The following is a 22674-nucleotide window of genomic DNA, read 5'->3' on the forward strand; positions in this document are numbered from 1 at the left end:
TTTAAATTATTCCGTGTCTTATTTTAGTTGCTCCGCCCATATGATTAAATCCGCCACACCTTGGTGAATGGATTTTGGAAGGAACCATTAACACACTTTTTCCATCTTCCAAATGATGCCAAGTATAATCCTTTGGTAATTTTATACCAGTTTCATTACGAATGATTTTAACATCTTTTCTAAAAACACCAGTTAATTTTGCTTTCATTTTTATCGGATTAGGGTGCTCTGGATGAGCAAATTTCTCGAACCTAGGATATAAATTTCCGTCTTTATTCTTTGTATACTTTACGGTTACATTTTTATTATCTATTTTTTTTGTTATTGAAACACTACCATCCCTGTGATTGACTCTTTTTACAAAATTTTTAGATCTTTTAGTCGGCAAATTACATTCATTATGAACCCAAATTCTATTCATACCAACATAGTAAGTATGAAAATCCTCAAATGGAAATAAAATAGCACCTCCTCGGGGTGCTAGCGTGGTATCCTCCGGCATAGCTTCTCAGTGGTATATAAAAAACTAAGAAAGCTATGCTTTCAAACACATTGCCCGCAATAACGCCGATAACTATAGTGCTGATAAGGTTAAGTAAAACCGTTATCCCCATATTAAATCCGTATTCATACAAATCGAAATCGCTTTCTGATATAATACCTTTTTCACAAAGACGTTGCGTTATTTTGCAGGCAGTTTTCTTAAACATTAGAACTTACGCAGTTTTTTAGAATCAGCAGGCAATTCAGGCTGGTGAGTGATGAACATGCATGTAGAATTTACGTTTGATACAGTAACCAAAAGTGCCAATGCAGCAAACACCTTACCCATTCTTGTGCTGAGTTTCATTAAATTTCTTTTCATATGATCTTCTTCATTTCACAACAAGTTCCGACTTGATTATACATAATATAAGAATAAAAAAAACGTAAATGTCAAAAAGAACGTCTTTTTTGTAAAAAAAATAGAGGTAACTTATTGCTACCTCTATTTTTCATACATTATCACTGATGTTTCAAACCAGTTATCAGATACATCAGTTTTTAAAAGTCCTCCATATTTTTCCGCAATATTTTGAACACTCTTTAACCCTATTCCATGATTTATCTCATCATTTTTTCTTGTCCTTTTATCCTTGTGTATGATTCCGTCAAATGAATTTCCTACTAATATTTTAATGTAGCCCTGCTTATAAACAATATCGATAGTTATCTTCTTTTCATCGTTCTCTCCTAGGAGGCTTAACGCTTCAAGTGCATTATCTATCAGATTACAAATAACAATATTTAAATCAAATGAACTAATAAGAATTTGCTCAGGAAGAACAACATGATAGCTTTTTTCAACGCTGTTGTTCTCTAACGGTGCCAATTTGTAATTCAGAACACTGTCGATCGTTTCATTTCCTGAGTCGATAATAACATTATTACTATAAATATAATCATTGGTTTCAGCAAGGTAATCTTTAAGCTGATCGTATTTCTCAGCACTAAGCAAACTTTGCATGTTGATAATATGATTTTTCATATCATGCTTTAAAAATCTTATCTTCATCTGAGATTCCTGCATTAAATGCAACTGATTAAGATAAGCCTTGTTTTGCTGCTCAATAACGTCAGTTTCATATTGCTGGGAAAACATATTTACCAAATTATCGTAAAGGTAAAGAATAACTATGTTCATCAATAATATGATAACGCTTAAAATCAACGATACGACATTGAGATCTTTTGCGACAAAGTAACCAACCATTATACTGCCAAGCGGAACAAATATCACAGTAATATAATACATTATTGGTAATTTTACAATTTGATCGCTGTATTTAAAATAGCTCTTAGCTATGATATTTACAAGTGTTAGAAGCACAATATTTGATACAAATCCCTCATCAAAAAAAACAGAGTTTATATTAAGCAAAGACTGTATAGCAACAACCGCTGTATCTACTACAATGGAAAAAACACATAACACAAATGCTGACAACAAAGACTTAAATAACGATACTTTATAGTACAAAAATATAAGAATAAATGGTATAATGTTTGACAGGATTGTAATAAGCCGATTGTCAAACAGTAAATACGCACAGCTATTTATAATGTAATAAAGTGTAAACAGGACAATGTCTGATTTTGCCGACTCTTTTTTCTTTTGTAAAAACACATTGGAAAACTGATAAGTGGCATATATGTGAAACACATTTGAAAACAAATAAAATAAAGTAGTCATATCATTCTTTCAGCAGCTGTTCACTGACCTCCATTTTCTTATTAGGGCTTATCGGCAATTCCACTCGGTCTATGCCAATAAGAACGACTGAATGTGACGTGAATCTTTCAATATAATTCTTATTTACTAAATACGATTTATGAATACTGATAAAATCACTTAAACTTTCATTGTCAAGCAGGTTAGATAATTTTCCGTAAAAGGTATATTGATTCGTAATAGTATGGATCACTATTGTTCTGCCTTGACTCTCAAAATAACAAATATTAGATACTATGATACTGTTTTTGACTTTATGTGCAGTATATTCAAACACCTTTTTTCTCTTAGCTTGATCCAAATAATAAGTTTCAAAAAAATCAACTATTCTTCTATAGGTAATTGGCTTTTTTATATAATCATAGGGCCTTATTTTAATGGAGTCAATAGCATACTCGCCATAAGATGTCACATAAACGATAGCAGTGTTGTCATTGGCATACAGTCCACGCAATCTTTTCCCAAGTTCAATACCATTCATTTGTTTTTCATCATTATTTTTAAATTCAATATCGAGCAATATAACATCAAACGAGTTCCCCTTGAGATACTCGTCCATTAATTCCTCACAAGTATCAAATTCTGAATGATCAATTTCTCTGTCACATTGTATTGAATAGTCTAACAAATACTTTGATAAACTTTCCTGCATATGTTTATCATCATCACAAATTGCAACTCTGATCATACGATCACCGCCTTTATACGCCATTATACCAAACATTTTTCAGAAAATCAATACATATTATATCAATTTTCTGGTATAATAGTTTACAAAACAAAATATAATTTTTTCGCAAAATATGCACCTACAGGCAAAAAGGCAAAAAATCAACGTAAAATCATGCATTATTTACTACCAATCAGATATTTTTGACGGCTAAAAACTTTTAAGCTACAAAATTGAGTTTTTCAACATATTTCTTTTTTGTATCAAGCGATGAGTGAACATAGCGGTTAAGTGTAATATTAACATTAGAATGACCTAGCAACTCGCTGACAGTTTTAGCATTAAAGCCATTCTCAATACAAACAGTAGCGTATGTGTGACGCAGTAAATGAAAATTAACGTTTTGGAAATGAACTTTAACCGTTCTTCTTTCCTGACTTCCGACGGTTCGCAGCGAAAAAAGCAGATGCTTCCTCCAGAAATTCATTAAGCTCTTCAAGCTCACGGTTTTTCTTTTCAAGCTCTTTGATCCGCTTGTTTGCTGCCTGAAGCTACTGTACAAAATTAAGAGATTCATCCGACGTTAGTGAACCCTTACCGGTGTCTATTTCTCCGATCCGTGCCTTTTGCACCCACGTCCCCAGCGTCCCTTTGGGGGTGTGCAGCTCATCTGCTGCCTTGGTGCCAATCTCCTTTGCGAGCTTTATTGCCTGCTTTCGTTAAATTGTGTTGACAAATCCCATTAAACAAGGACTTTCGGATAAAGAAAACGGACACCAATCAAGATACGCATTGTATCAAAATTGGTGTCCTGTTATGGTGCGGATGACGGGACTTGAACCCACATGACCTTGCGATCACTAGCACCTGAGGGTGGGGTAACGTTAGTGGAAGAATACTTTTAAATCTAAGTTATATCTACTAACTCTTTATTTTCGTTAAAATCAGAAAATTCCACTTTTGAAAACAGTCACAAGCGGGTGCTTACGACTGTTTTTCATAGGGTCTATGACGTATTTGTGCAAATATAAATTAAAATGGCATTTCACGTTTTGAAAATTCATTTCACAACATGCCCATCCGAAATCTCAATAACCCTATCGCACTGCTCCGCAATGTTCATATCATGGGTTACGATTATTATCGTTTTTCCCTCGTGATTGAGCGACTTGAAAAGCTCCATTATCTCGGCAGAAGTCTTTGTATCCAAAGCCCCAGTCGGCTCGTCAGCAAGTATCACGCTCGGCTCGTTTACAATAGCACGCGCAATCGCCACACGCTGTTTCTGACCGCCGGAAAGTTTATTACAAGGCTTTTTCGCAAGTTCCTCAATTCCGACAGATTCAAGTGCGGCAAGCGCTTTTTCCTTTTTATTCTTGATTTTTGGTTTTGCAAAATTCAGCGGTATCATCACGTTTTCCAGTGCAGTAAAATCCTCGACAAGAGAAAAATCCTGCATTACCATACCGATTTTCTCGTTTCGTATTTTTGCATACTGCCGCTCGGAAAGATTCTTGACAAGCTCCCCGTCAAGGGTATACTCGCCGTCCTGATAGTCGTCAATACAGGCAAGGATATGCAAAAGCGTTGACTTTCCAGCACCGGATTTGCCGATTATTGCTGCCATTTCACCGTCCTGAATCTCGCAGGAAACGCCGTGCAGAGCTTCAAACTCGTTGGACTTTTTAGGGTTATATATCTTTGTTATGTTGTTAAGCTTAATCATAATTCCATCTCCCGCAACATATCTTTTATCTTCTTTTTCCCGATTATTAATATAGGCATAATCGATGAAACTATAATTGTAATTATCAGCCATGCTGCACATGAACAAAACTCATTTGTACCAAAAGCAACAATTGATCCGTTAAGCTTTCCACTGATCTTTAAAATATTGAAAAACAAATAAGCAAGAAAACATGAGAAGATACAGCAGCATAATACATTACACATCTGTATTAAAACACAGCCTGCCCTTGTTCCGCCGGAAATGCTGTATATGCCGTAATTTTTCAGCTGCCTGTTTGTACTTATAGCACTCATACTCAAAATGCTTGTAAAAATGAGTATGCTTATGCCGATTATAAGCGGTAATATCATCACCCTTTGCTCGTTTATCTGTTTTAAGCTTGTCTCGTTTATTTTTGATAATTTTATCCCTTTTATATCAAAATCAGCGCCTAACTGAGTGGTGAAATTTTCATATTCCTCATCGCTACGACCCTCTTTGAATTTAATAAGCGACATTCCGGGACAACCGCCTAGCTTTTGATTTTTTTCAGTAAGCAGGAGAATTTCATTTTTATGCTGCGCACTATAATAATTTGGATACAAAGATGAAGCGTCTGAAACTTCGGACATCAATGTATAGGCGTTAAAAACTTTAGCTCCATCGCAAAGCATTCCTACTATTTTAAAATTTAATTCCTTCTCACAATCTGACTGCGGATCGAAAACCACAGTTATCACATCGCCGACCTCATATTCATCACTATAGGATATTACTGCGTTAATTATGCCGTCTTCGCTGTCACATTCGCTTAACCATTTACCCTTTTCAAGGATTGGTATGTAATCATTGATGAATTTGTCATCATAGCTGTTGATATAAACGTACCTGATGTCATTTTTATAAAAGGCATTGCTATTGTTATAAAGTCCGCCAACTGAATTGAAGGAGTAAACCTCGTCAACATATTCAAAACCGCTTATCTCTTCAAGCAGAGGATAATTCAGTATGTCGATACTGCAAATTCCTTCTCCGTCTATATGTTCCTTTATCGGTGAATAAAACTTTGAGATATAGTTTATTGAGGACACACAGTAAACTATCAGTATCAAAGCTGCGGAAATTTGTAGGATTATAAAAATATTAAAAAATATATTACGTTCAAATTCCTTGATACCATATCTGATATATGATGCGCGCACCGTTTTCACCTCCGTGATTTCAGCATTTGCACTGGCGAACGCGAAATGCTGAAATAAATCATTATGTTTTGAGAAACGAAGGTCACAGCTATGTAGATTGCTGCAAGTAAAATATAGTTTTTCACTGAATATGCAAGAGTGACATACGGCAAAATACCGGCTAGTCCGGGAAGTATAAGAAAATTAAAACAAGATATACATAGCAGAATATTGATCGCACTATATATCATCATCTCGCTGACCATGATTCCTTTGAGCCTGTTTTTAGAACACCCATTGATCCTGAATATAGCCATAGTCTTTCGTCTAAGATCAATCACATATTTAAACAATGCCGTGATATTGACAGAAGATATGATCGCAATAACAACGCAGATCGTCATTTTTGTCTGAAAGGTTTTCAGCACCTCGGCATCATAAACCGGCATATCCGAAATTTCCTCATCGCTTATTCTGTCACCAAAGCACTTTTTGAAAATGTTAACAGCGCTGTTATATTCATTCTGATACAGAATCTGTTGTATTTTCACCTGCGGAAAAGTCGTAACTTCGGCATCTGATGAAAAAACCGTATACGGTATAAAATATCTGTCTCCCCAGGTTTTGGTGAATCCGATCACTTCAAAGGTTCCTTCAGGAAGATCGACAAATATTTTGCCGTCTTTATCATATGCCTGATAGCTGTAATCTTCAGGAGAAAGGTCGTCGTCATATCCGATCTCGCTGTCTATCTCTTTGTAACATTCGATCGGGGCTATACATACCTTAGCAGCTTTGTCATAATCTGTTTTACTGAAAGAGCTACCGCTGTACCACCTTCCGTTAGTTTTCAGATTTTTTTTAATATCATACATTTCCCAGCCGTCATTATATGACAGGCAGACGTAATATCCGCCGCAGTCAAAATCTATGTACCCTATTTTATTCCCAAGCGCTGACCCCATCTCGTTAAGAAAAGTCAAAACCGATTCATTTGAAATTGGATTTTCCTCATCAATGTCGCTTTCAAAATCAAAGCTAATCCAATTCTTTTCTTCATCAATAGGCTCATCTGAAGCAATGTCCTTTATCTGCTGTGAATAATTCTGATATATCCCAAATGAAAAAATAATAAGCATCAAGCTTGTGATCTCACAGACCACAAACACAGCAAAGATAACCTTGCTGTGTCTGATAAACTGTGCAATGTTTTTAAGAATAAAAAACATATGCCCCGACCTTTCATGATTTATCCTACGTTTTTGCTGATTGTGGCAACTTTATTTGTACGTGAGGAATCACGATACACAATTACAGTATGTTTATAATTGTTTCCGCCTGAGCTTCTGTAATTTGAACAACCCTTGATGCCGATCGATCCTTTTGTACTGAGTGTTTTATATTCAGATGCTCCATCCAAATATAAGCCGTTAGAATGATACACATCAACGCTAATCTTGGTATATTCTGTCAGAGATTGTTTATTTGTAGCCCTTGTCTGAACAAAATTGCCAGCTTCATAGTAATCCATTTTTGCATATGAATTACCATTGTATGTATAATTATAATTTGATTCATACGTTTGATCAAATGCCCCTACTGATACCATTGCAGTCGTCGCTATCGTGCTGAAGGCAATAATAGAAGCTATACCAATTGTAATAGTTTTTTTCATATTCATAAAAATTTCTCCTTTAAATTATAGCATTAATACCAAAAAATATCAATGCAAATCCTTTGTATTCAAACAGTTTCGTAAGCCTGCACAAATTGAATCGTGCAATATTGTTAAATATTTTAGTTCTGCATTGGAATCACCGAGCCTTTCTTCTTATATTGTATTTTCAGCATGACACTGTGCTACTATAAATCGTAATGGTCTCATAATCAGAACCGTTATAGACCTTTGCGACTGTTTTAAGGCGGTATGTACCGCTGCTTAATGATGATTTTGACGTTAAATATACCGTTGTATTTGTGTTGAATGTTTTAGTCCAGCTTGTAACATCTATCCACCATTTTCCGCTCTGCTTTTCTAGTGTATGTGAAACCACCACCTTAGTTATATTATCTGAAGAGCCTAGTATTGTACTTCTGCACGAAGCAGTCTTATTTGAAATAGTCATACTGTTATAAACTTTAGAAGCGTATTTATAGTATTCCGTAAATTCACCTTCGACAGGAGTACTTAACTGAGGTTCAGCGCAAACAGATATGCCGCCTCCACACACCATAACGGAAGAAACAAGTAACGCTAATAACTTTTTCATCTATTATTCTCCTTTCATAAAAAATAGAGTAGAAAGATCAAATTGATCTCTCTACCCTATATAACAATAAAAAAACAAATTAGTAAGACTATTTTTGTAACTTTGTAGACTTGCATAAATCTATAACAGTTTCTTTGTCGAGATCGCTGAATATTCCTAATATATACCTGCCATTATCCCAAATGCACGTTACATCGGTATCAGATTCAAAAAGCAAATATTCCTGACCATCGATCTCGATCTTCGTAAAACTCGTTCGCTCATTATCAATATATTCCTTATGATTTCGTTTGACATTCTGGTCAAAGAAAATACTTTTTTTGCCGTTGGAATACAAAATAGAAACGCTATCATCTGTTTCAATATATTGAGTCTGTTCAAACCCGGCGGGCAACTTTGAAATATAATATTTCTCTTCAATGGAAGTTGGATAACCATCGTCCGTACCACTTTCGGTTGCTATGACGCTATGATCTGCAAAATTCTCCATTACAAAATCATATACTGCACCACGAACCGCATCGACACTTAACGCAGAGGCAGAAAGTACGACCGTTGCAACAATAACACACGCAGCTCTTCGGCCCGCCGTACTTATAAGCTTAAAATATGGCCTGCTCTGCCGAATAATAAGCTTCTTCATTTTCTTATTATGCTTGTCACTAAATTCGTGTTCATCATTTAATGAGATTGCTTCCATATCGGCATTATAATCTTCATCAATTACATCTTTTAAAGCTTGTATAAACAATGTGTTTTCGTTCATATTTCTCCCTCCTTTAAAATTATTCTTTTAAGATTATTTTTAGCAGTCCAATATCGCTGCTTGGCTGCTGCATAACTGATACCAAACGAATCTGCAATTTCTTTATAGTCCATTCCCTGGACGCATACAAGATAGAGTATATCTCTATCAGTTTTATTTAATTTCCTTATGAAATCAGACCATTTTTCCTTATCAAATTCCGAATATTTATCGTCGTTAAAATAAATATCATCTTCGTATGGCAAATTCAATGTATTTTTTTCTTCTTTTGCAAGAATGTTAAAAGCTCTGTTCCTAACACTAATAACAATATATTTATGCTGTTCGTAAGAAACTAAATTGTTAACTTTTTTGAAATTCTTCGCAACAGAAAAAAAGACTTCTGAAACACATTCTTCCGCAAGACTTTCGTTTTTTAGTATCTTATAAGCAATTATGTACGCTTTATTCCTACAATCTCTATACAGTACCTCAAAATCTGATACATCGTCATCATCAACTAATACCATATAAATCGGCAACATTTTGTCACTTCCTATCAATAAGTCAAAAGATTTATTATTTCAAAATTAAGTATATCACATTTAGATTCAATTTTCAACATAGTTATCATCATATTAACGATTGTACCCTTATCTTAATATGCGCAAAAACTCAGACAAGTGGATTTTAGACAAGGAAATATATTCTTATCGCATAAATAAAAATCATGAGGTGGCGTTTTACCACCTCATAACTTTGTGTAAATGCTAAAGCTAAAAGTCATAAAAGTTCTGACTATTGTGTAATCATACAGACTTGAGAAAATTTTTTCAAATAAGGTTGTTAAGTCATCAGTTACTTCCCCTATACAAGTATAGGAAAACTCGACAAATTATCAATTTCAATTTTGTGCAACCATACAAAATTTATAAAACCCAAATAAAAAAATCCTGTACTTTTTCAAATTTGTTGCCAGTAATAATAAGAGATCAATTGAAGTGATTTGCGATAGTCTCCGTGTCACACAGACATACCTTTAATATAACATACTAAGTAATATTAATATAGCAAAAGAAAAAATGTATATTACCAACAAAGTGGAAAGACAGATAAAATAATGACCGTGACAGTAGTGACAGTAAAAATGGTAGCGGAGTTACTGTCAACAGGCTGACTTCAAAATAGTGAAAAGCCTTGAAATTCCTTGCTTTGCGAGGTGTGACAGTAAAAAATAAATCAAAGTTTTACTGTCAACATTTCAAGGTTACTGTCAACGCAACGTAAGCCAATTTGAGGGCTTGATTTTTCTGTCGGGTAAGTTTAGCAAAAGCATTTCAAAAGCCAACACAAGCAATTTGTGAGCCGCTGTGGGCGATATGTGGGAGAGATTTTAATTCTGATAATAAAAAGGCAGTTGTCAATCTGCACAAATACCGGATATGCAGCAGTTAAAGCAAAGTTAAATATTTCATTGCAAGTTAAAGTTTCGGGGTCACAGCCCCCTAAACGTTCACAGCGGACGAGCAAAGCTCGCCGCAAAAGTGCCGAAAATACGCAGTTTCAGCAAAATGATTGTGCATAATTTTTATGGGGTCATAAATTTGAGCTTTGAATGATTGAGGGGTCGTAAGTGCAAAAAACTGCGTGAAATCGGCATAATTGCGGGCGTTGTTGATGATGTCAAACGAAATTTTAAGAAAGGAATGATTAAAAATGATCAGTTTAAAAATCAGAGAAAAAGAAACTGAAAAGACAGTAAGGAGGGCGATAAAAATATGCCAAGACAAAGAGAAATCCCGAAAATCAATTCAGTCACTGTTATCTATAATGGCGACGGAAAGACATTTGATACCTTCATGGAGTCCATGATTAACGACTATTTGAATTCAGATAGTATGTCCAAATGCTCCGACTCCGATTTTATTGAAAAGGTAGAACTTGTTGATAAAACAGCGTAATCGCTGGACTTTCAGGTCGGCTTGTGGTAGTGTCAATCTGAACGAAGTTCAGATAGGTAACGCAGACACACCATAGCGTGCCTGCCGAATTTAAAGGAGGTCGATAAAATGAGAGCGTGGCTATACTACAGATTATCTCGTGACGAAGATGAGGAAATGAACAGTCTGCAAAATCAACGACAGATTTTAGTTGATTACGCTGAGCAGAATGGTTACGAAATCGTCGGAGAGAGCTTTGATGACAATGTTTCAGGAATGACGTTTAACAGAAAAGGCTTAGGAGAACTTGAAATTGCTGTTGACGAAGGTAAAATTGATGTAGTTCTGGTCAAGGATCTATCAAGACTTGGCAGACACCGTACTCAAACGGAACTGTTCATAGATCACTTGCGACAGAACAATGTCAAGGTCTATTCTGTGACTGAGGGCATTGATTCCAGTAACGAGAATGACGATTTGATGATTGGATTCAAGCAGATCTTCAACGATTTTTATGCTAAGGACATCAGCAAAAAAGTAAAAGCAGGTGTACGTCAAAAGCAGAAAGGAAAAGGTCTGATAGAGTCCTTACCCCTCGGTTACAAGCGTGACCGAAACACAAATACTGTTTTGGTAGACGATGAAACAGCTTGGATAGTGCAGGAAGTATTCAAGCTATACGTTGACGGCTACGGCTTGACCACAATCGCAAAGAAGATGAACGAACGTGGAATAAAATCACCAGAATACTATCAGCGCAGAAAGCTAGCAGATTGGAAACCCGACATCTCTAAAAAATACTCGTGGGTACAAACAGCAGTCAAACGCATTCTCACAAATGAATTATACATTGGCACAATGGTTAATCATAAGACAGTAACTTCAAAAATATACAAAACCAAAACTTTCATTCCGCCCGAAGAACAGTATCGCCATGAGAATTTCTGCGAACCAATAATTGATGAAACAACTTGGAAACAGGCACAGTTTTTACTGGAACAGCGTTCACAGATTAATCCACGTTCGCAAAATGGCAGGAATCTTCATCGCTATTCCGGATTAATAAAATGCTCCGACTGCGGGGCTTGCTTTGTAGCTCGCACAAGAAAATGGAAAGGCAAAGAGTACGTTGAATACACTTGCAACAGCGCACACCGCTACGGCAAGCAATACTGTACTCCGCACACAGTCCGTGAAAATCAGCTTGACGCTTTGATCGAAGATGAAGTCCGAGGACTTCGTGAAACGATACTTGCCGAAAGCGAACGCTACAACAAGATTGTCAAGGATTGGGTAAAGAAAAAGCCGCTGTATGAACGTCAGATACAGCAGCTCAACGATAAGATATTATCACTCCGACAGCAGATCGAAGATTTGATTATAGAGCGAATCGGCGACAGAGAACACGCACAAGTTTACAACAATATGATTACTAAGCGTGAAGAAGAAATATCCGCTATTGAAAAACGGATAACCGACTTGAGGGAATATGACAAAATCTGCAAACAGAGAAAAGAACAGCTTAAAAACACAACACAGATACTTGATGAAATCCTGTCCGAGGGTACGATTTCGGATATCAATCTAAGAATGTTAGTCAAGCGAATTTTCATTCATCAAAATGAAGATAAAAGTCTTGATATCAGATTCGAGATGAACGGAGAGTTTAATGGAACTGTCAGCGTGTTTATTGAGCCAACAGAAGAATTAGAAAGTGCATAGAAATTAAAACGAAATCCGCAGTATCGCCTGCGGATTTGTTCGTTACATATATGAATATATTAACCGACAGACGCATTAGCTATGGTAGTGCGTTTTAGCATAATATCAATTAAAAATTGTTCTTAGAGCCAGCGTGTCTGCCCATTTATTTTTACTGGAGCAAAAGAAAAAAGCCCGATAAAATCGAGCTTTTCGTGGTGCGGATGACGGGACTTGAACCCACATGACCTTGCGATCACTAGCACCTGAAGCTAGCGCGTCTGCCAATTCCGCCACATCCGCATATTTAACGTTGCTCAATGCAACGTATTTATTATATCATATTACACGTACTTTGTCAATACTTTTTCGCAGTTTTTTCGATAAAAACGCCAAAAAATAAAGCCTGACTAAAAAGTCAGGCTGATTTTTATATCGGAATCATCACCCGTTTTTAAACTGCTCACTAAGAGCCTGATCACTCATGCCGAAAGTCACAAGCTTGCTGAAATACTTGTTCTTCATAAGCGCCTTGATAAGTATTACACCAACTATCGTTACGCATACAAATTCGCCTAAGGCTACCCAGCCCATGTTCACAAGAAACGGCGTCTTGAAGACATACGTCAGCTCAAAGCCAACTATCACCGCATTTGATATCACCGGGAAAAGCGACGCAACTACAAGATTTACCTTGTTTCTCAGCAGATAGATAAGAACCGCTGCCACAACTGTAGCAAGCGTTCCAAATACTACGTCCACCATTCCGAGCGTACTGAATAGATTGACTATCAAACAACCTATAGAAAGCGAAATGATGTAATCCTTGTTGAAATAACAAAGTAGCATCAAAACCTCAGATATGCGGAACTGTACCTGTCCGTATGCAAGCGAGCTGCAAAGCATCGTAGCCACAACATATATCGCTGCAATAAGTCCCATGTTTGTTAAACGACGTGCACTGAAAATTTCCATAAAAAAATCTCCTTGTTTTTATTTGTGAGTGGTTGATCTAGGTTACACTCTATTTAATTGGAAAATAAAATAACATAAAAAGGCTGCCGCCGAAACGACAGCCCGTTTATTTACGTTAATTTAGCTATTGATTAAGCCTTGCCAACAGAACCGAAGAGTTCCATCTTCTCCTTAACCTTAGCCTTGATAGCCTCGAAGCCAGGGTTGAGAAGTTTTCTTGGGTCAAAGCCCTTGCCCTGAAGATCCTTGCCCTCTTCAATGTACTTTCTTGTAGCCTCCTGGAATGAAAGCTGGCACTCTGTGTTTACGTTGATCTTTGCAACGCCAAGTGAGATTGCCTTCTTGATCATGTCATCAGGAATACCTGTACCGCCGTGAAGTACCAGTGGCATATCGCCAACCTTTTCCTTGATAGCAGCAAGTGTCTCGAATGAAAGACCTGGCCAGTTTGCTGGATACTTACCGTGAATGTTACCGATACCAGCTGCGAGCATTGTAACGCCGAGATCAGCGATTGTCTTGCACTCGTCCGGATCTGCGCACTCACCCATACCTACAACGCCGTCCTCTTCGCCGCCGATAGAACCAACTTCACACTCAATTGAAAGACCAAGCTGATCTGCAACGTGAACGAGTTCAGTTGACTTAGCAAGGTTCTCATCAAATGGATAATGTGAACCGTCGAACATGATAGATGAGAAGCCAGCCTTTACGCACTTGTAGCAGCCCTCATATGTTCCGTGGTCAAGGTGAAGTGCTACTGGTACTGTGATACCGAGCTCTTCGTCCATTGCCTTTACCATAGCGGCAACTGTCTTAAAGCCTGTCATGTACTTGCCTGCGCCCTCAGACACACCAAGAATTACAGGTGACTGCAGTTCCTGAGCAGTGAGAAGGATAGCCTTTGTCCACTCAAGGTTGTTAATATTGAACTGACCTACAGCATACTTGCCTGCAAGTGCCTTTGTCATCATTTCCTTAGCTGAAACTAACATTTTTTAACGACCTCCGTTATTTTAAATTTTCCTTTATTATTATACAACATTACTCCGACAATTGCAATAGCGTGACATTAATTTAACAATTATGTAACATTTAAACCTCGTACATCTCGATGACCTTCTGAGCCACCTCGATCTTTGTGCATCTCTTATCCATAGCCTGCTTTTCAAGATATTTATGAGCCTGCTGTTCTGTAAAGCCAAGATACTGCATAAGTGAGCACTTTGCTCTGTTTATCGTTCTTATCTCTTCAAGCTTTTTGTGCAGTTTCAGGTTCTCAGACCTTATTCCCAGCATTCTTTTTCTTGCGGCACTGACAAATTTCATTGAACGGTAAAAATACTGTCTGCCTAGTGGCTTTGGTATCACCATTACGCCGAAATCTTCCAGTTTATCAGCAAGGATATCCGCATTTTCCGACTTTGCGATAGCCACACAGCTTGCGTCAGTTGAGGTGCAGACTATCTCCGCAAGCTCGTTGCCATATTCGTCTGACAATGGACAGTTTATCACGACACAGTCATAACTGCCTGACCCTACCGCACGCCTTGTTTCAAGACCCGTTGCGGCTATAGAAGTCTTGCAGGTGGGAAAGGTTTCTTTTAACAGGCTCACAAGCATAGCTGTTGCCTTGTCATTGCTTGAAGCCACAAGTATCCTGTCCATTTCCCCACCTCCTTTTTTTAGCTTTCTCTGACATTACAGATGATAAAAATATCTGGCTGTTTCAAACTGCTCCTTATCGGCAGCTCTCTCATATTCTATGATAAGCTCCTTTTCTATTGCGATAAAACGCTCCAACATATGCTCAGGAAGCCTATCCGCAAGAAACTCGCTCTTTTCAGCACGTTCCACTGCCTCTTTCAAAGACTGCGGAAGTGTTTCAAGCTTTGCAAGCTCGCTTTCATCTGCCGAGCCTATATTGAAATTAAAAGGTTTTGGAAGTTCTTCCTTATTTATAACGCCGTCTATGCAGGCATAAATAAGCAGACCCATAGCAAAGTAAGGATTACAGGTGTTGTCTGCTGAACGGAGTATTATACCATTCTCATCTGTATCAGCAAGCGGTGCACGAAGAAGCTGTGCATAATTTTCATGTGACCATGAAATGTACTTAGGTGCAAGCAGACTGCCAAAACGTTTGTATGAATTTGTAGTGGTGTTTAGAAACAGCGTCATGTCGCCAACGTTTTTCAGTATTCCTGCTATCATGCGCTCAGCCTCTTTGGAAAGTCCGCCAAGCTGAGGTTTGAAAACATTTTCCGTGCCTTTCATGCACATGAGCATTATATGCAGACCAGATCCGCAGTTGTCAACGATAGGCTTTGGCATGAAAGTTGCGTAAAGCCCATTTCTGTCAGCCACAGATTTTACAACGTTCTTGAACGTCACAAGATTATCGGCGGCTTTCAGTGCGTTTGAATACTGAAAATCTATCTCGTTCTGACCCGGACCGGTTTCGTGTCTTGAGCTTTCTGGGAAAATATCCATTTGCTCAAGTGTCAGGCAGATGTCACGTCTGAGGTTTTCTCCCCTGTCAACAGGCGCAGCGTCACAATAGCCTGCATAATCGTGAGGACGCTTTGTAGGCATATCAGTATCGTCCTTTTCAAAGCAGTAAAACTCACATGAAGTACCTATCTGGAAGTTATATCCCTTACCCTTCGCATATGCGATAGCAGTTTTGAGAAAAAACCTGCCGTCGCCCTCGAAAGCCGTTCCGTCAGGATATTTCAGGTGGCAGAAAAATCTTACTACCCTGCCGTGCTGCGGTCGCCATGGAAGAAGTGCCAGCGTATCAGGGTCAGGGAAAAGTCTAAGGTCTGAAGCAGTCACATTCAAAAAGCCACCGAGCTTTGAAGCGTCAAAGATAAGTCCCTCTCTGAATATTTTCGGCAACTCGCCTGCTATAACAGAGATAGTCTTTAGCGAACCGAATATATCGCAGAACATGAGCTTTACGAACTTTACGTCGTTTTCTTCAACGAACTGCAAAACCTCTTTCTCTGTGTATTTCATAATAAATCCTCCGTAATGATACTGTTCAGAAAAGTTTTCCGTTCCTTACTTATAATTATATCTGAACAGCCAATTCTGTAAAACCGAGCAGTTATAAAGATTTTGTTACTTTATTTTTACCTTGCGTTATTTGTCGATATCCTCCAGCCAAAGCTTAGCCACAGCGTCAGACGGCATTCTCCAATCCCCTCTCGGTGACAGGGTAACAGAACCGATCTTTGCGCCGTCAGGCAGGCAGGAACGTTTGAACTGCTGTGAGAAAAATCTGCGATAGAATGTTTTGAGCCACTTGTCTATGACCTCGTCAGGATAATCCCCCTCAAAGGCATATTTCGCAAGCCTTTTCACCTTTGACGGCTCAAAGCCCCAGCGTATGCCATAGTAAAGGAAGAAGTCATGAAGCTCATATGGACCGACAAGGTCTTCTGTTTTCTGTGTCATCTCAGTGCCACTCTCGTCGGTAGGAAGAAGCTCAGGAGAAACAGGAGTGTCCAAAATATCGTACAGTACATCTCTCAATGTATCAGAAGTACAGGTATCGCCGTAATACTGAACGATATGCCTTACCAGGGTCTTAGGGATAGAAGCGTTCACACCGTACATGGACATATGGTCGCCGTTGTAGGTCGCCCAGCCGAGAGCAAGCTCGCTGAGGTCGCCTGTGCCGACCACCATTCCACTCACCTGATTTGCGATATTCATAAGCACCTTTGTGCGCTCTCTCGCCTGACCATTCTCGAACACAACGCTGTGATCGTTATAATCGTGACCGATATCTTCAAAGTGCTGTAAAACTGCTTTTGAGATATCCACCTCTCTGAACGTTACCCCCAAAGCTTCGCAAAGTATCTCCGCATTGGAGCGTGTGCGCTTTGTTGTGCCAAAGCATGGCATCGTCACCGCAACGATATCAGTATGAGGACGTTTCAGCAAGTCCATTGCCATTACACACACAAGCAGTGCAAGCGTAGAATCAAGTCCCCCTGAAATGCCAATGACCACAGTTTTGGAATGTGTGTGCGCGATACGCTTCATAAGTCCATGGGACTGCATTTGCAAAATAAGGTGGCAGCGCTCATCTCTCTCAGCCTGATTTGACGGGATAAAAGGCGTTTTGGCAAACTTTCTTGTCAAAGCTGTTTCGCCCATTTCAAGGCTGAATCTCTCACGAGAAATGTTTTCCATATTCAAGAAACCGCTGTCTTCGGAAGAATAGTCCCACTCAGCACTTGCAGGATAGGTGGAAATTTTTCTGCGTTCAAAGGCAAGCTTTTTAAAGTCTATTTCCGATATGGTAATGCCGTTTTCAAAAAGCCTGCTCTCTGCAAGTATAGAGCCGTTTTCCGCAATGATATTGTGACCTGAAAAGACCATATCCTGCGTTGACTCACCGTCACCTGCTGAGCAGTATATATATCCTGCCACAAGCCTTGCAGATTGGTTTGAAACAAGCTGTCTGCGATATGAGTCTTTACCGATAACTTCATCGCTTGCAGACAGATTGCATATAAGGGTAGCCCCAGCCTTAGCAAGATAATTTGAAACAGGGTCAGCCACCCACAAGTCCTCGCAAAGTTCGAAGCCCACCACAAGCTCAGGTATCTCTTCACATACGAAAACGGTCTGTTCCATAGGCGGTATAAATTCAAGCTGTCCGTACTCTCTCAGATCAATGGCAGCACATTCGCCTCTGTATGGTGCAAAATGTCTTGCCTCATAAAATTCGTTATAGTTCGGCAGATGCGTTTTAGGTACAAAGGCACGCACCTCGCCGTCCTGTATAACAGCCGCACAGTTATAAAGCTTGCCGTTTGCTCTCACAGGCACGCCCACAGCCACAAGCATATCGCTGTCAGCGGTAGTCTTTGCTATCTTTACAACACCCTCCATTGCCTTGTCAAGTAAAGCGTTCTGAAAGAACAAGTCCTGACAGGTATAGCCTGTTATACAAAGCTCAGGGAACACAGCGACCTTTACGCCCTCTTCCCTGCACTTTTCAAGCTGACTGATTATTTTATCCACATTGAAGTCAACGTCTGCCACCTGTATCTCAGGGGTGCAGGCGGCGACCTTTATAAAACCGTCTTTCATAAAAATAAGCTCCTTACAAGAAATTATCATTGTTATCATTATACCATTTTTTATAGTTATAAGTCAATGATTTTTACAGTATAGCAAAACTATTTTAGAACGATACTAGACAATCAGCCACTAATGTGTTAAAATTGAGATATCACATCAAGGGGGGAACGCCATATGAACAAGCTGTGGGATAAGTTTCTTTTAGGCCTTAGTTGCTGTGCATTCATGCTTGCAGAGGGAACAGATCCGTCAAACATCACCACATTACTATTGGCTGTCATATGCTCCGCTATCTTTCAAATAAAACCAAGCTCTGCCGTTGCATACCTTTCAGTTATTGCGTACAGCTCACTTTGCATTTTCAGCAAAGAAGCTTTGATACTCGCCCCTTTGGTGCTTTATGATGCTTTCTGTACAAAATTTTACCCTGCTATGGTTTTAACATTCATAGGCGTACTTGCAAATATATTCACTCTGGGAAAAGACATCTTCCCGCTTGTCGCTCTTTTTTTGGTAAGCTTCACAATTTCAAGCCGCAGCATTCTGAACGAAAAGCTGACAAAGCTGCTCATAAATACCCGTGACAATTCAAAAGAACTTACCACCCAGCTTGTAGAAAAAAACAAAGCCATGCAGAGAAATCAAGACTACGAGATATATCTTGCAACGCTGAAGGAGCGTAACCGCATTGCAAGGGAGATACACGATAACGTGGGACATATGCTCACAAGGTCTATTTTACAGCTTGGTGCGCTTTCGGTCATAAACAAAGATGAAACTGTCGGTGAAGCCATCAACGACCTGAGCGGCACGCTGAACACCGCCATGACGAGCATACGAAGCAGCGTTCATGATCTTCATGACGATTCTATCGCACTAAAGCCTGCTGTTGAAGACTGCATAAGACCTCTGAAAGACAGATTTGCAGTAAGCTGTGATTATGACTTTTCCGAAAGAATGTCACGAGATGTGAAGCTTTGCTTTATTGGCGTTATAAAAGAAGCACTTTCCAATACTGCAAAGCACAGCGACGGCGACAGCATAAAAATAATCATTCGTGAACACCCTGCTCTTTATCAGCTTAGCATCGCAGACAACGGAAGCTGTCCCGAAAAGATAGACGAAAGCGGAATGGGGCTTGCCAATATGCGTGAGCGTGCGGCTTCTTTAAACGGAAACATAAACATCACATCGGGCAGCAAGGGATTCCGCATTTTTCTGTCTGTGCCGAAACAAAACCTGACTGAACGGAGGTCTTGACATGAACATTGTTATAATAGATGATGACAAGCTTGTGGCGGTGTCGCTGAAAACCATTCTTGAAAGCACAGGCAGTGTGAAAGTTCTTGCCATGGGAAGCTGTGGAGAGGAAGCCATAGAGCTTTATTCTCTTCTCAAGCCTGATGTTCTGCTTATGGATATCCGCATGAACGGCATGAGCGGCATTGAAGCCGGCGAAAAGATCCTTGCTGGGTACCCTGACGCAAGGATACTTTATCTTACCACATTTTCTGATGATGAATACATTATAAAGGCTGTGCTTATGGGAGCAAAGGGATATATTTTAAAGCAGGATTTTGAAAGCATATGCCCTGCCCTTGAAACCGTTATGAATGGGCAGACAGTTTTCGGCTCAGATGTTGCAAGCAAGCTTCCTGAGCTTCTTACCAATCACAGCAGTTTTGATTTTGACCACTACGGCATAGTCGAAAAAGAGCAGGAGATAATCGAACAGGTGGCAAAAGGACTTAGCAACAAGGAGATAGCCTCACTGCTTTATCTCAGTGAGGGCACAGTGCGAAATTACATCAGCACTATCCTGGAAAAGCTCTCCCTCCGTGACCGCACACAGCTTGCTATTTTCTACTACACCAACATACAATAGCACTACAATTTCATAAAAAGTAAAGAGGAGACGGCATGACCGCTCCTCTTTTTGTTATTATTACATTTTAGCTCTTTCCTTAGCTCTCTGTGAGTTGCTCAGTATACGCTTTCTTATTCTTATGCTCTTTGGTGTTACTTCAAGAAGCTCATCATCAGCGAGAAACTCAAGTGAATCCTCAAGGCTGAGATTTCTTGGCGGAACAAGTCTGAGTGCGTCATCAGAACCGCTTGCACGGGTGTTTGTAAGGTGCTTCTTCTTGCAGACATTTACAACAAGGTCTTCCTGCTTTGGTGAAGCGCCAACTATCATTCCCTCATATACAGGTGTGCCTGCTGTGATGAACAGCTCGCCTCTCTCCTGTGCGTTGTAAAGACCGTATGTTACAGCCTCGCCTGTTTCAAACGCAACAAGTGAGCCTGTTGCTCTCTTTGGTATCTCTCCCTTGTATGGCTCGTAGTCATGGAATACAGAGCTCATGATACCCTCACCCTTTGTGTCTGTAAGGAACTCGCTCTTGTATCCGAAAAGTCCTCTTGCAGGGATAAGAAATTCAAGTCTCATTCTGCTTCCAACAGGTGCCATTTCCTGAAGCTCGCCCTTTCTTGCACCTATCTTCTCCATAACAGAACCTACGCAGTTCTCAGGAACGTCAATAACAAGTCTTTCGATAGGCTCGCAAAGCTTGCCCTCTATCTCCTTGAACAGAACGTGCGGTGTTGAAACGCCAAGCTCATAACCCTCACGACGCATATTCTCGATAAGGATAGAAAGGTGCATTTCGCCACGGCCTGCGACCTTGAAAGCGTCTGTGCTGTCTGTTTCAGAAACTCTCAGTGAAACGTCCTTAAGAAGCTCCTTGAAAAGTCTGTCTCTCAGGTGACGGCTCGTTACGAACTTGCCCTCTCTGCCTGCGAATGGTGAATTATTTACAGAGAATGTCATTTCAACTGTAGGCTCGGATATCTTTACAAAAGGTACAGCCTCAAAGTTGCCGAAGTCGCAGATAGTGTCACCGATAGTGATGTTCTCGATACCGCTTATACAAACGATATCGCCAGCCTTTGCACTCTGGCATGGAACTCTGTTAAGTCCCTCTATCTGATACATTGTAACGATCTTGCCACGATATTCCTTCTTAGTCTGATGATAATCGCCGATCGTAACGTCCTGATTAACTTTCATTTCGCCACGCTCGATACGGCCGATAGCTATTCTTCCTACATACTCGTTGTAGTCGATAGCGGAAACAAGATACTGCATTGGTCCCTCAGTATCTACCTCAGGTGCAGGGATATAGCTGAGAATCTCGTCAAAGAGAGGTATCATATCCTTGCCCTCTTCATCTGGCGAATGAGTAGCTGTACCTGCTCTGCCTGAGCAATAAAGGATAGGGCTGTCAAGCTGCTCGTCAGTAGCATCAAGATCCATGAGAAGCTCGAGAACTTCGTCGCCTACCTCGTTAAGACGAGCGTCAGGTCTGTCTATCTTGTTGATAACGATGATTATTTTATGACCAAGCTCAAGTGCTTTCTGAAGCACAAATCTTGTCTGTGGCATTGGACCCTCGGCTGCGTCCACAAGCAGTATAACACCGTTTACCATTTTAAGAACACGCTCTACCTCACCACCGAAATCAGCATGGCCTGGGGTGTCGATAACGTTTATCTTAACGTCCTTATACTTGATAGAAGTATTCTTTGCAAGGATAGTGATTCCTCTCTCACGCTCGATATCGTTTGAGTCCATGACTCTTTCTTCTACAGCCTGATTTTCTCTGAAAGTACCGCTCTGCTTGAGCATCTGGTCTACAAGGGTAGTCTTACCGTGGTCAACGTGGGCAATAATAGCAACATTTCTTAAATCTTCTCTAATCATACATACTCCTCCGATTTATCAAGACACAGCAAAGCGAATGCTTTCTGTAACGATTTGCTTAATATATTTCGCAAAAATTATAAACAATAAAAATTATAAATATATTTTCTCCCATCAAAGGAAAGAAAATCGTAATTTTTCACAAAAAGCCTATAAAACACAAAAGCACCTTGCGAAATTTTCCGCAAGGTAACTTTCCTAATTGAGAATTATAGCACATTTTTGCCGATTTGTCAAGAAAAAAAGTATCATTCACAGGTTACGCCTTGTAGTGCTACAATAGATATTGGACAAAATTAAGAAAAAAGAAAAGAGAGATAGACAA

22 protein-coding genes and 1 tRNA gene are annotated in these 22674 nt (G+C 39.4%); 4 read left to right on the forward strand and 19 right to left on the reverse strand.

What is annotated here, in order from left to right; all coding sequences use genetic code 11:
• Window position 1 precedes the first annotated feature (1 nt).
• The 12 genes from DW938_RS11185 to DW938_RS11245 all read right to left on the reverse strand — a co-directional run bounded on the left by DW938_RS11185 (window position 2) and on the right by DW938_RS11245 (window position 9412).
• Window positions 2–502 (reverse strand): HNH endonuclease, encoded by a 501-nt coding sequence (locus tag DW938_RS11185; RefSeq protein ID WP_117893102.1) that lies wholly within the window; start codon window positions 500–502, stop codon window positions 2–4.
• Between the two features lie 207 nt (window positions 503–709).
• Entirely contained in the window at window positions 710–865 is a 156-nt protein-coding gene (locus DW938_RS11195; protein WP_117924657.1) for a cyclic lactone autoinducer peptide, read from the reverse strand.
• Window positions 866–988: 123 nt separating this feature from the next.
• Window positions 989–2233, reverse strand: a complete 1245-nt coding sequence (locus DW938_RS11200) for a GHKL domain-containing protein (RefSeq protein ID WP_118124891.1) — start codon at window positions 2231–2233, stop codon at window positions 989–991.
• Window position 2234: 1 nt separating this feature from the next.
• On the reverse strand, window positions 2235–2960 hold the full coding sequence (locus tag DW938_RS11205) for a LytTR family DNA-binding domain-containing protein (RefSeq protein ID WP_181984430.1): 726 nt from the start codon (window positions 2958–2960) through the stop codon (window positions 2235–2237).
• A gap of 202 nt (window positions 2961–3162) precedes the next feature.
• Window positions 3163–3462: a tyrosine-type recombinase/integrase gene (locus tag DW938_RS11210; protein WP_242992513.1), complete on the reverse strand. Its 300-nt coding sequence runs from the start codon at window positions 3460–3462 to the stop codon at window positions 3163–3165.
• A gap of 540 nt (window positions 3463–4002) precedes the next feature.
• A complete protein-coding gene (locus DW938_RS11215; RefSeq protein ID WP_117856692.1) occupies window positions 4003–4668 on the reverse strand; it encodes an ABC transporter ATP-binding protein in 666 nt (221 codons plus the stop codon).
• Window positions 4665–5873 carry a hypothetical protein gene (locus DW938_RS11220; protein WP_118124895.1) on the reverse strand — a complete coding sequence of 403 codons (1209 nt, stop codon included), beginning with the start codon at window positions 5871–5873 and terminating at the stop codon, window positions 4665–4667. The genes DW938_RS11215 and DW938_RS11220 overlap by 4 nt, the downstream gene beginning before the upstream one ends.
• Before the next feature lie 5 nt (window positions 5874–5878).
• Window positions 5879–7081, reverse strand: coding sequence for an ABC transporter permease (locus tag DW938_RS11225; protein WP_118124897.1), 1203 nt, complete (start codon window positions 7079–7081; stop codon window positions 5879–5881).
• A gap of 20 nt (window positions 7082–7101) precedes the next feature.
• Window positions 7102–7533 carry a hypothetical protein gene (locus DW938_RS11230; protein WP_117898173.1) on the reverse strand — a complete coding sequence of 144 codons (432 nt, stop codon included), beginning with the start codon at window positions 7531–7533 and terminating at the stop codon, window positions 7102–7104.
• Window positions 7534–7696: 163 nt separating this feature from the next.
• A complete protein-coding gene (locus DW938_RS11235; RefSeq protein WP_118124899.1) occupies window positions 7697–8122 on the reverse strand; it encodes a hypothetical protein in 426 nt (141 codons plus the stop codon).
• 88 nt (window positions 8123–8210) lie between these two features.
• A complete protein-coding gene (locus tag DW938_RS11240) occupies window positions 8211–8888 on the reverse strand; it encodes a DUF4367 domain-containing protein (protein ID WP_118124901.1) in 678 nt (225 codons plus the stop codon).
• Window positions 8885–9412 (reverse strand): sigma-70 family RNA polymerase sigma factor, encoded by a 528-nt coding sequence (locus DW938_RS11245; RefSeq protein WP_118124903.1) that lies wholly within the window; start codon window positions 9410–9412, stop codon window positions 8885–8887. Before DW938_RS11245 ends, DW938_RS11240 begins: the two co-directional genes overlap by 4 nt.
• 1233 nt (window positions 9413–10645) lie before the next feature.
• On the opposite strand from DW938_RS11245, the gene DW938_RS11250 reads away from it, so the two are divergent.
• Window positions 10646–10828, forward strand: coding sequence for a hypothetical protein (locus DW938_RS11250; RefSeq protein WP_022286812.1), 183 nt, complete (start codon window positions 10646–10648; stop codon window positions 10826–10828).
• Window positions 10829–10936: 108 nt separating this feature from the next.
• The gene (locus DW938_RS11255) at window positions 10937–12529 is read left to right on the forward strand and encodes a recombinase family protein (RefSeq protein WP_118124905.1); all 1593 of its coding nucleotides are present in this window, start codon (window positions 10937–10939) and stop codon (window positions 12527–12529) included.
• Between the two features lie 195 nt (window positions 12530–12724).
• Here the strand turns inward: DW938_RS11255 and DW938_RS11260 are convergent.
• From DW938_RS11260 to DW938_RS11285, 6 genes are all read right to left on the reverse strand, one after another.
• A tRNA-Leu gene (locus tag DW938_RS11260) sits at window positions 12725–12811 on the reverse strand.
• Window positions 12812–12952: 141 nt separating this feature from the next.
• Window positions 12953–13483: a QueT transporter family protein gene (locus tag DW938_RS11265; RefSeq protein WP_118124907.1), complete on the reverse strand. Its 531-nt coding sequence runs from the start codon at window positions 13481–13483 to the stop codon at window positions 12953–12955.
• Between the two features lie 131 nt (window positions 13484–13614).
• Entirely contained in the window at window positions 13615–14478 is an 864-nt protein-coding gene (fba, locus tag DW938_RS11270; protein ID WP_038671333.1) for a class II fructose-1,6-bisphosphate aldolase, read from the reverse strand.
• Window positions 14479–14578: 100 nt separating this feature from the next.
• Entirely contained in the window at window positions 14579–15151 is a 573-nt protein-coding gene (locus DW938_RS11275) for an ANTAR domain-containing protein (protein ID WP_022288387.1), read from the reverse strand.
• A 33-nt stretch (window positions 15152–15184) separates the two neighbouring features.
• Window positions 15185–16504, reverse strand: coding sequence for a glutamine synthetase family protein (locus DW938_RS11280; protein ID WP_117856709.1), 1320 nt, complete (start codon window positions 16502–16504; stop codon window positions 15185–15187).
• A gap of 126 nt (window positions 16505–16630) precedes the next feature.
• Window positions 16631–18595, reverse strand: a complete 1965-nt coding sequence (locus tag DW938_RS11285; protein ID WP_118124909.1) for an NAD(+) synthase — start codon at window positions 18593–18595, stop codon at window positions 16631–16633.
• Between the two features lie 165 nt (window positions 18596–18760).
• Here DW938_RS11285 and DW938_RS11290 point away from each other — a divergent pair, with 165 nt between their 5' ends.
• Together DW938_RS11290 and DW938_RS11295 are read left to right on the forward strand one after the other, a co-directional pair.
• A complete protein-coding gene (locus DW938_RS11290; protein ID WP_242992515.1) occupies window positions 18761–19846 on the forward strand; it encodes a histidine kinase in 1086 nt (361 codons plus the stop codon).
• 1 nt (window position 19847) lies between these two features.
• Complete coding sequence (locus DW938_RS11295; protein ID WP_022288383.1) at window positions 19848–20471, forward strand: response regulator transcription factor; 624 nt, start codon at window positions 19848–19850, stop codon at window positions 20469–20471.
• Between the two features lie 60 nt (window positions 20472–20531).
• On the opposite strand, the gene typA is transcribed toward DW938_RS11295, so the two are convergent.
• Window positions 20532–22349: a translational GTPase TypA gene (gene typA / locus DW938_RS11300; protein WP_022287673.1), complete on the reverse strand. Its 1818-nt coding sequence runs from the start codon at window positions 22347–22349 to the stop codon at window positions 20532–20534.
• Between the last annotated feature and the right edge of the window lie 325 nt (window positions 22350–22674).

The organism is Ruminococcus sp. AM43-6 (assembly GCF_003461785.1).
GTDB classification, from domain to species: Bacteria; Bacillota; Clostridia; order Oscillospirales; family Ruminococcaceae; genus Hominimerdicola; species Hominimerdicola aceti.

Excerpts from the sequence above, each read along its gene's own strand:
- DW938_RS11185 (WP_117893102.1), bottom strand. The coding sequence starts at position 502 with ATGCCGGAGGATACCACGCTAGCACCCCGAGGAGGTGCTATTTTATTT.
- DW938_RS11195 (WP_117924657.1), bottom strand. The coding sequence starts at position 865 with ATGAAAAGAAATTTAATGAAACTCAGCACAAGAATGGGTAAGGTGTTT.
- DW938_RS11200 (WP_118124891.1), bottom strand. The coding sequence starts at position 2,233 with ATGACTACTTTATTTTATTTGTTTTCAAATGTGTTTCACATATATGCC.
- DW938_RS11205 (WP_181984430.1), bottom strand. The coding sequence starts at position 2,960 with ATGATCAGAGTTGCAATTTGTGATGATGATAAACATATGCAGGAAAGT.
- DW938_RS11215 (WP_117856692.1), bottom strand. The coding sequence starts at position 4,668 with ATGATTAAGCTTAACAACATAACAAAGATATATAACCCTAAAAAGTCC.
- DW938_RS11225 (WP_118124897.1), bottom strand. The coding sequence starts at position 7,081 with ATGTTTTTTATTCTTAAAAACATTGCACAGTTTATCAGACACAGCAAG.
- DW938_RS11230 (WP_117898173.1), bottom strand. The coding sequence starts at position 7,533 with ATGAATATGAAAAAAACTATTACAATTGGTATAGCTTCTATTATTGCC.
- DW938_RS11235 (WP_118124899.1), bottom strand. The coding sequence starts at position 8,122 with ATGAAAAAGTTATTAGCGTTACTTGTTTCTTCCGTTATGGTGTGTGGA.
- DW938_RS11240 (WP_118124901.1), bottom strand. The coding sequence starts at position 8,888 with ATGAACGAAAACACATTGTTTATACAAGCTTTAAAAGATGTAATTGAT.
- DW938_RS11245 (WP_118124903.1), bottom strand. The coding sequence starts at position 9,412 with ATGTTGCCGATTTATATGGTATTAGTTGATGATGACGATGTATCAGAT.
- DW938_RS11250 (WP_022286812.1), top strand. The coding sequence starts at position 10,646 with ATGCCAAGACAAAGAGAAATCCCGAAAATCAATTCAGTCACTGTTATC.
- DW938_RS11255 (WP_118124905.1), top strand. The coding sequence starts at position 10,937 with ATGAGAGCGTGGCTATACTACAGATTATCTCGTGACGAAGATGAGGAA.
- DW938_RS11265 (WP_118124907.1), bottom strand. The coding sequence starts at position 13,483 with ATGGAAATTTTCAGTGCACGTCGTTTAACAAACATGGGACTTATTGCA.
- fba (WP_038671333.1), bottom strand. The coding sequence starts at position 14,478 with ATGTTAGTTTCAGCTAAGGAAATGATGACAAAGGCACTTGCAGGCAAG.
- DW938_RS11275 (WP_022288387.1), bottom strand. The coding sequence starts at position 15,151 with ATGGACAGGATACTTGTGGCTTCAAGCAATGACAAGGCAACAGCTATG.
- DW938_RS11280 (WP_117856709.1), bottom strand. The coding sequence starts at position 16,504 with ATGAAATACACAGAGAAAGAGGTTTTGCAGTTCGTTGAAGAAAACGAC.
- DW938_RS11285 (WP_118124909.1), bottom strand. The coding sequence starts at position 18,595 with ATGAAAGACGGTTTTATAAAGGTCGCCGCCTGCACCCCTGAGATACAG.
- DW938_RS11290 (WP_242992515.1), top strand. The coding sequence starts at position 18,761 with ATGAACAAGCTGTGGGATAAGTTTCTTTTAGGCCTTAGTTGCTGTGCA.
- DW938_RS11295 (WP_022288383.1), top strand. The coding sequence starts at position 19,848 with ATGAACATTGTTATAATAGATGATGACAAGCTTGTGGCGGTGTCGCTG.
- typA (WP_022287673.1), bottom strand. The coding sequence starts at position 22,349 with ATGATTAGAGAAGATTTAAGAAATGTTGCTATTATTGCCCACGTTGAC.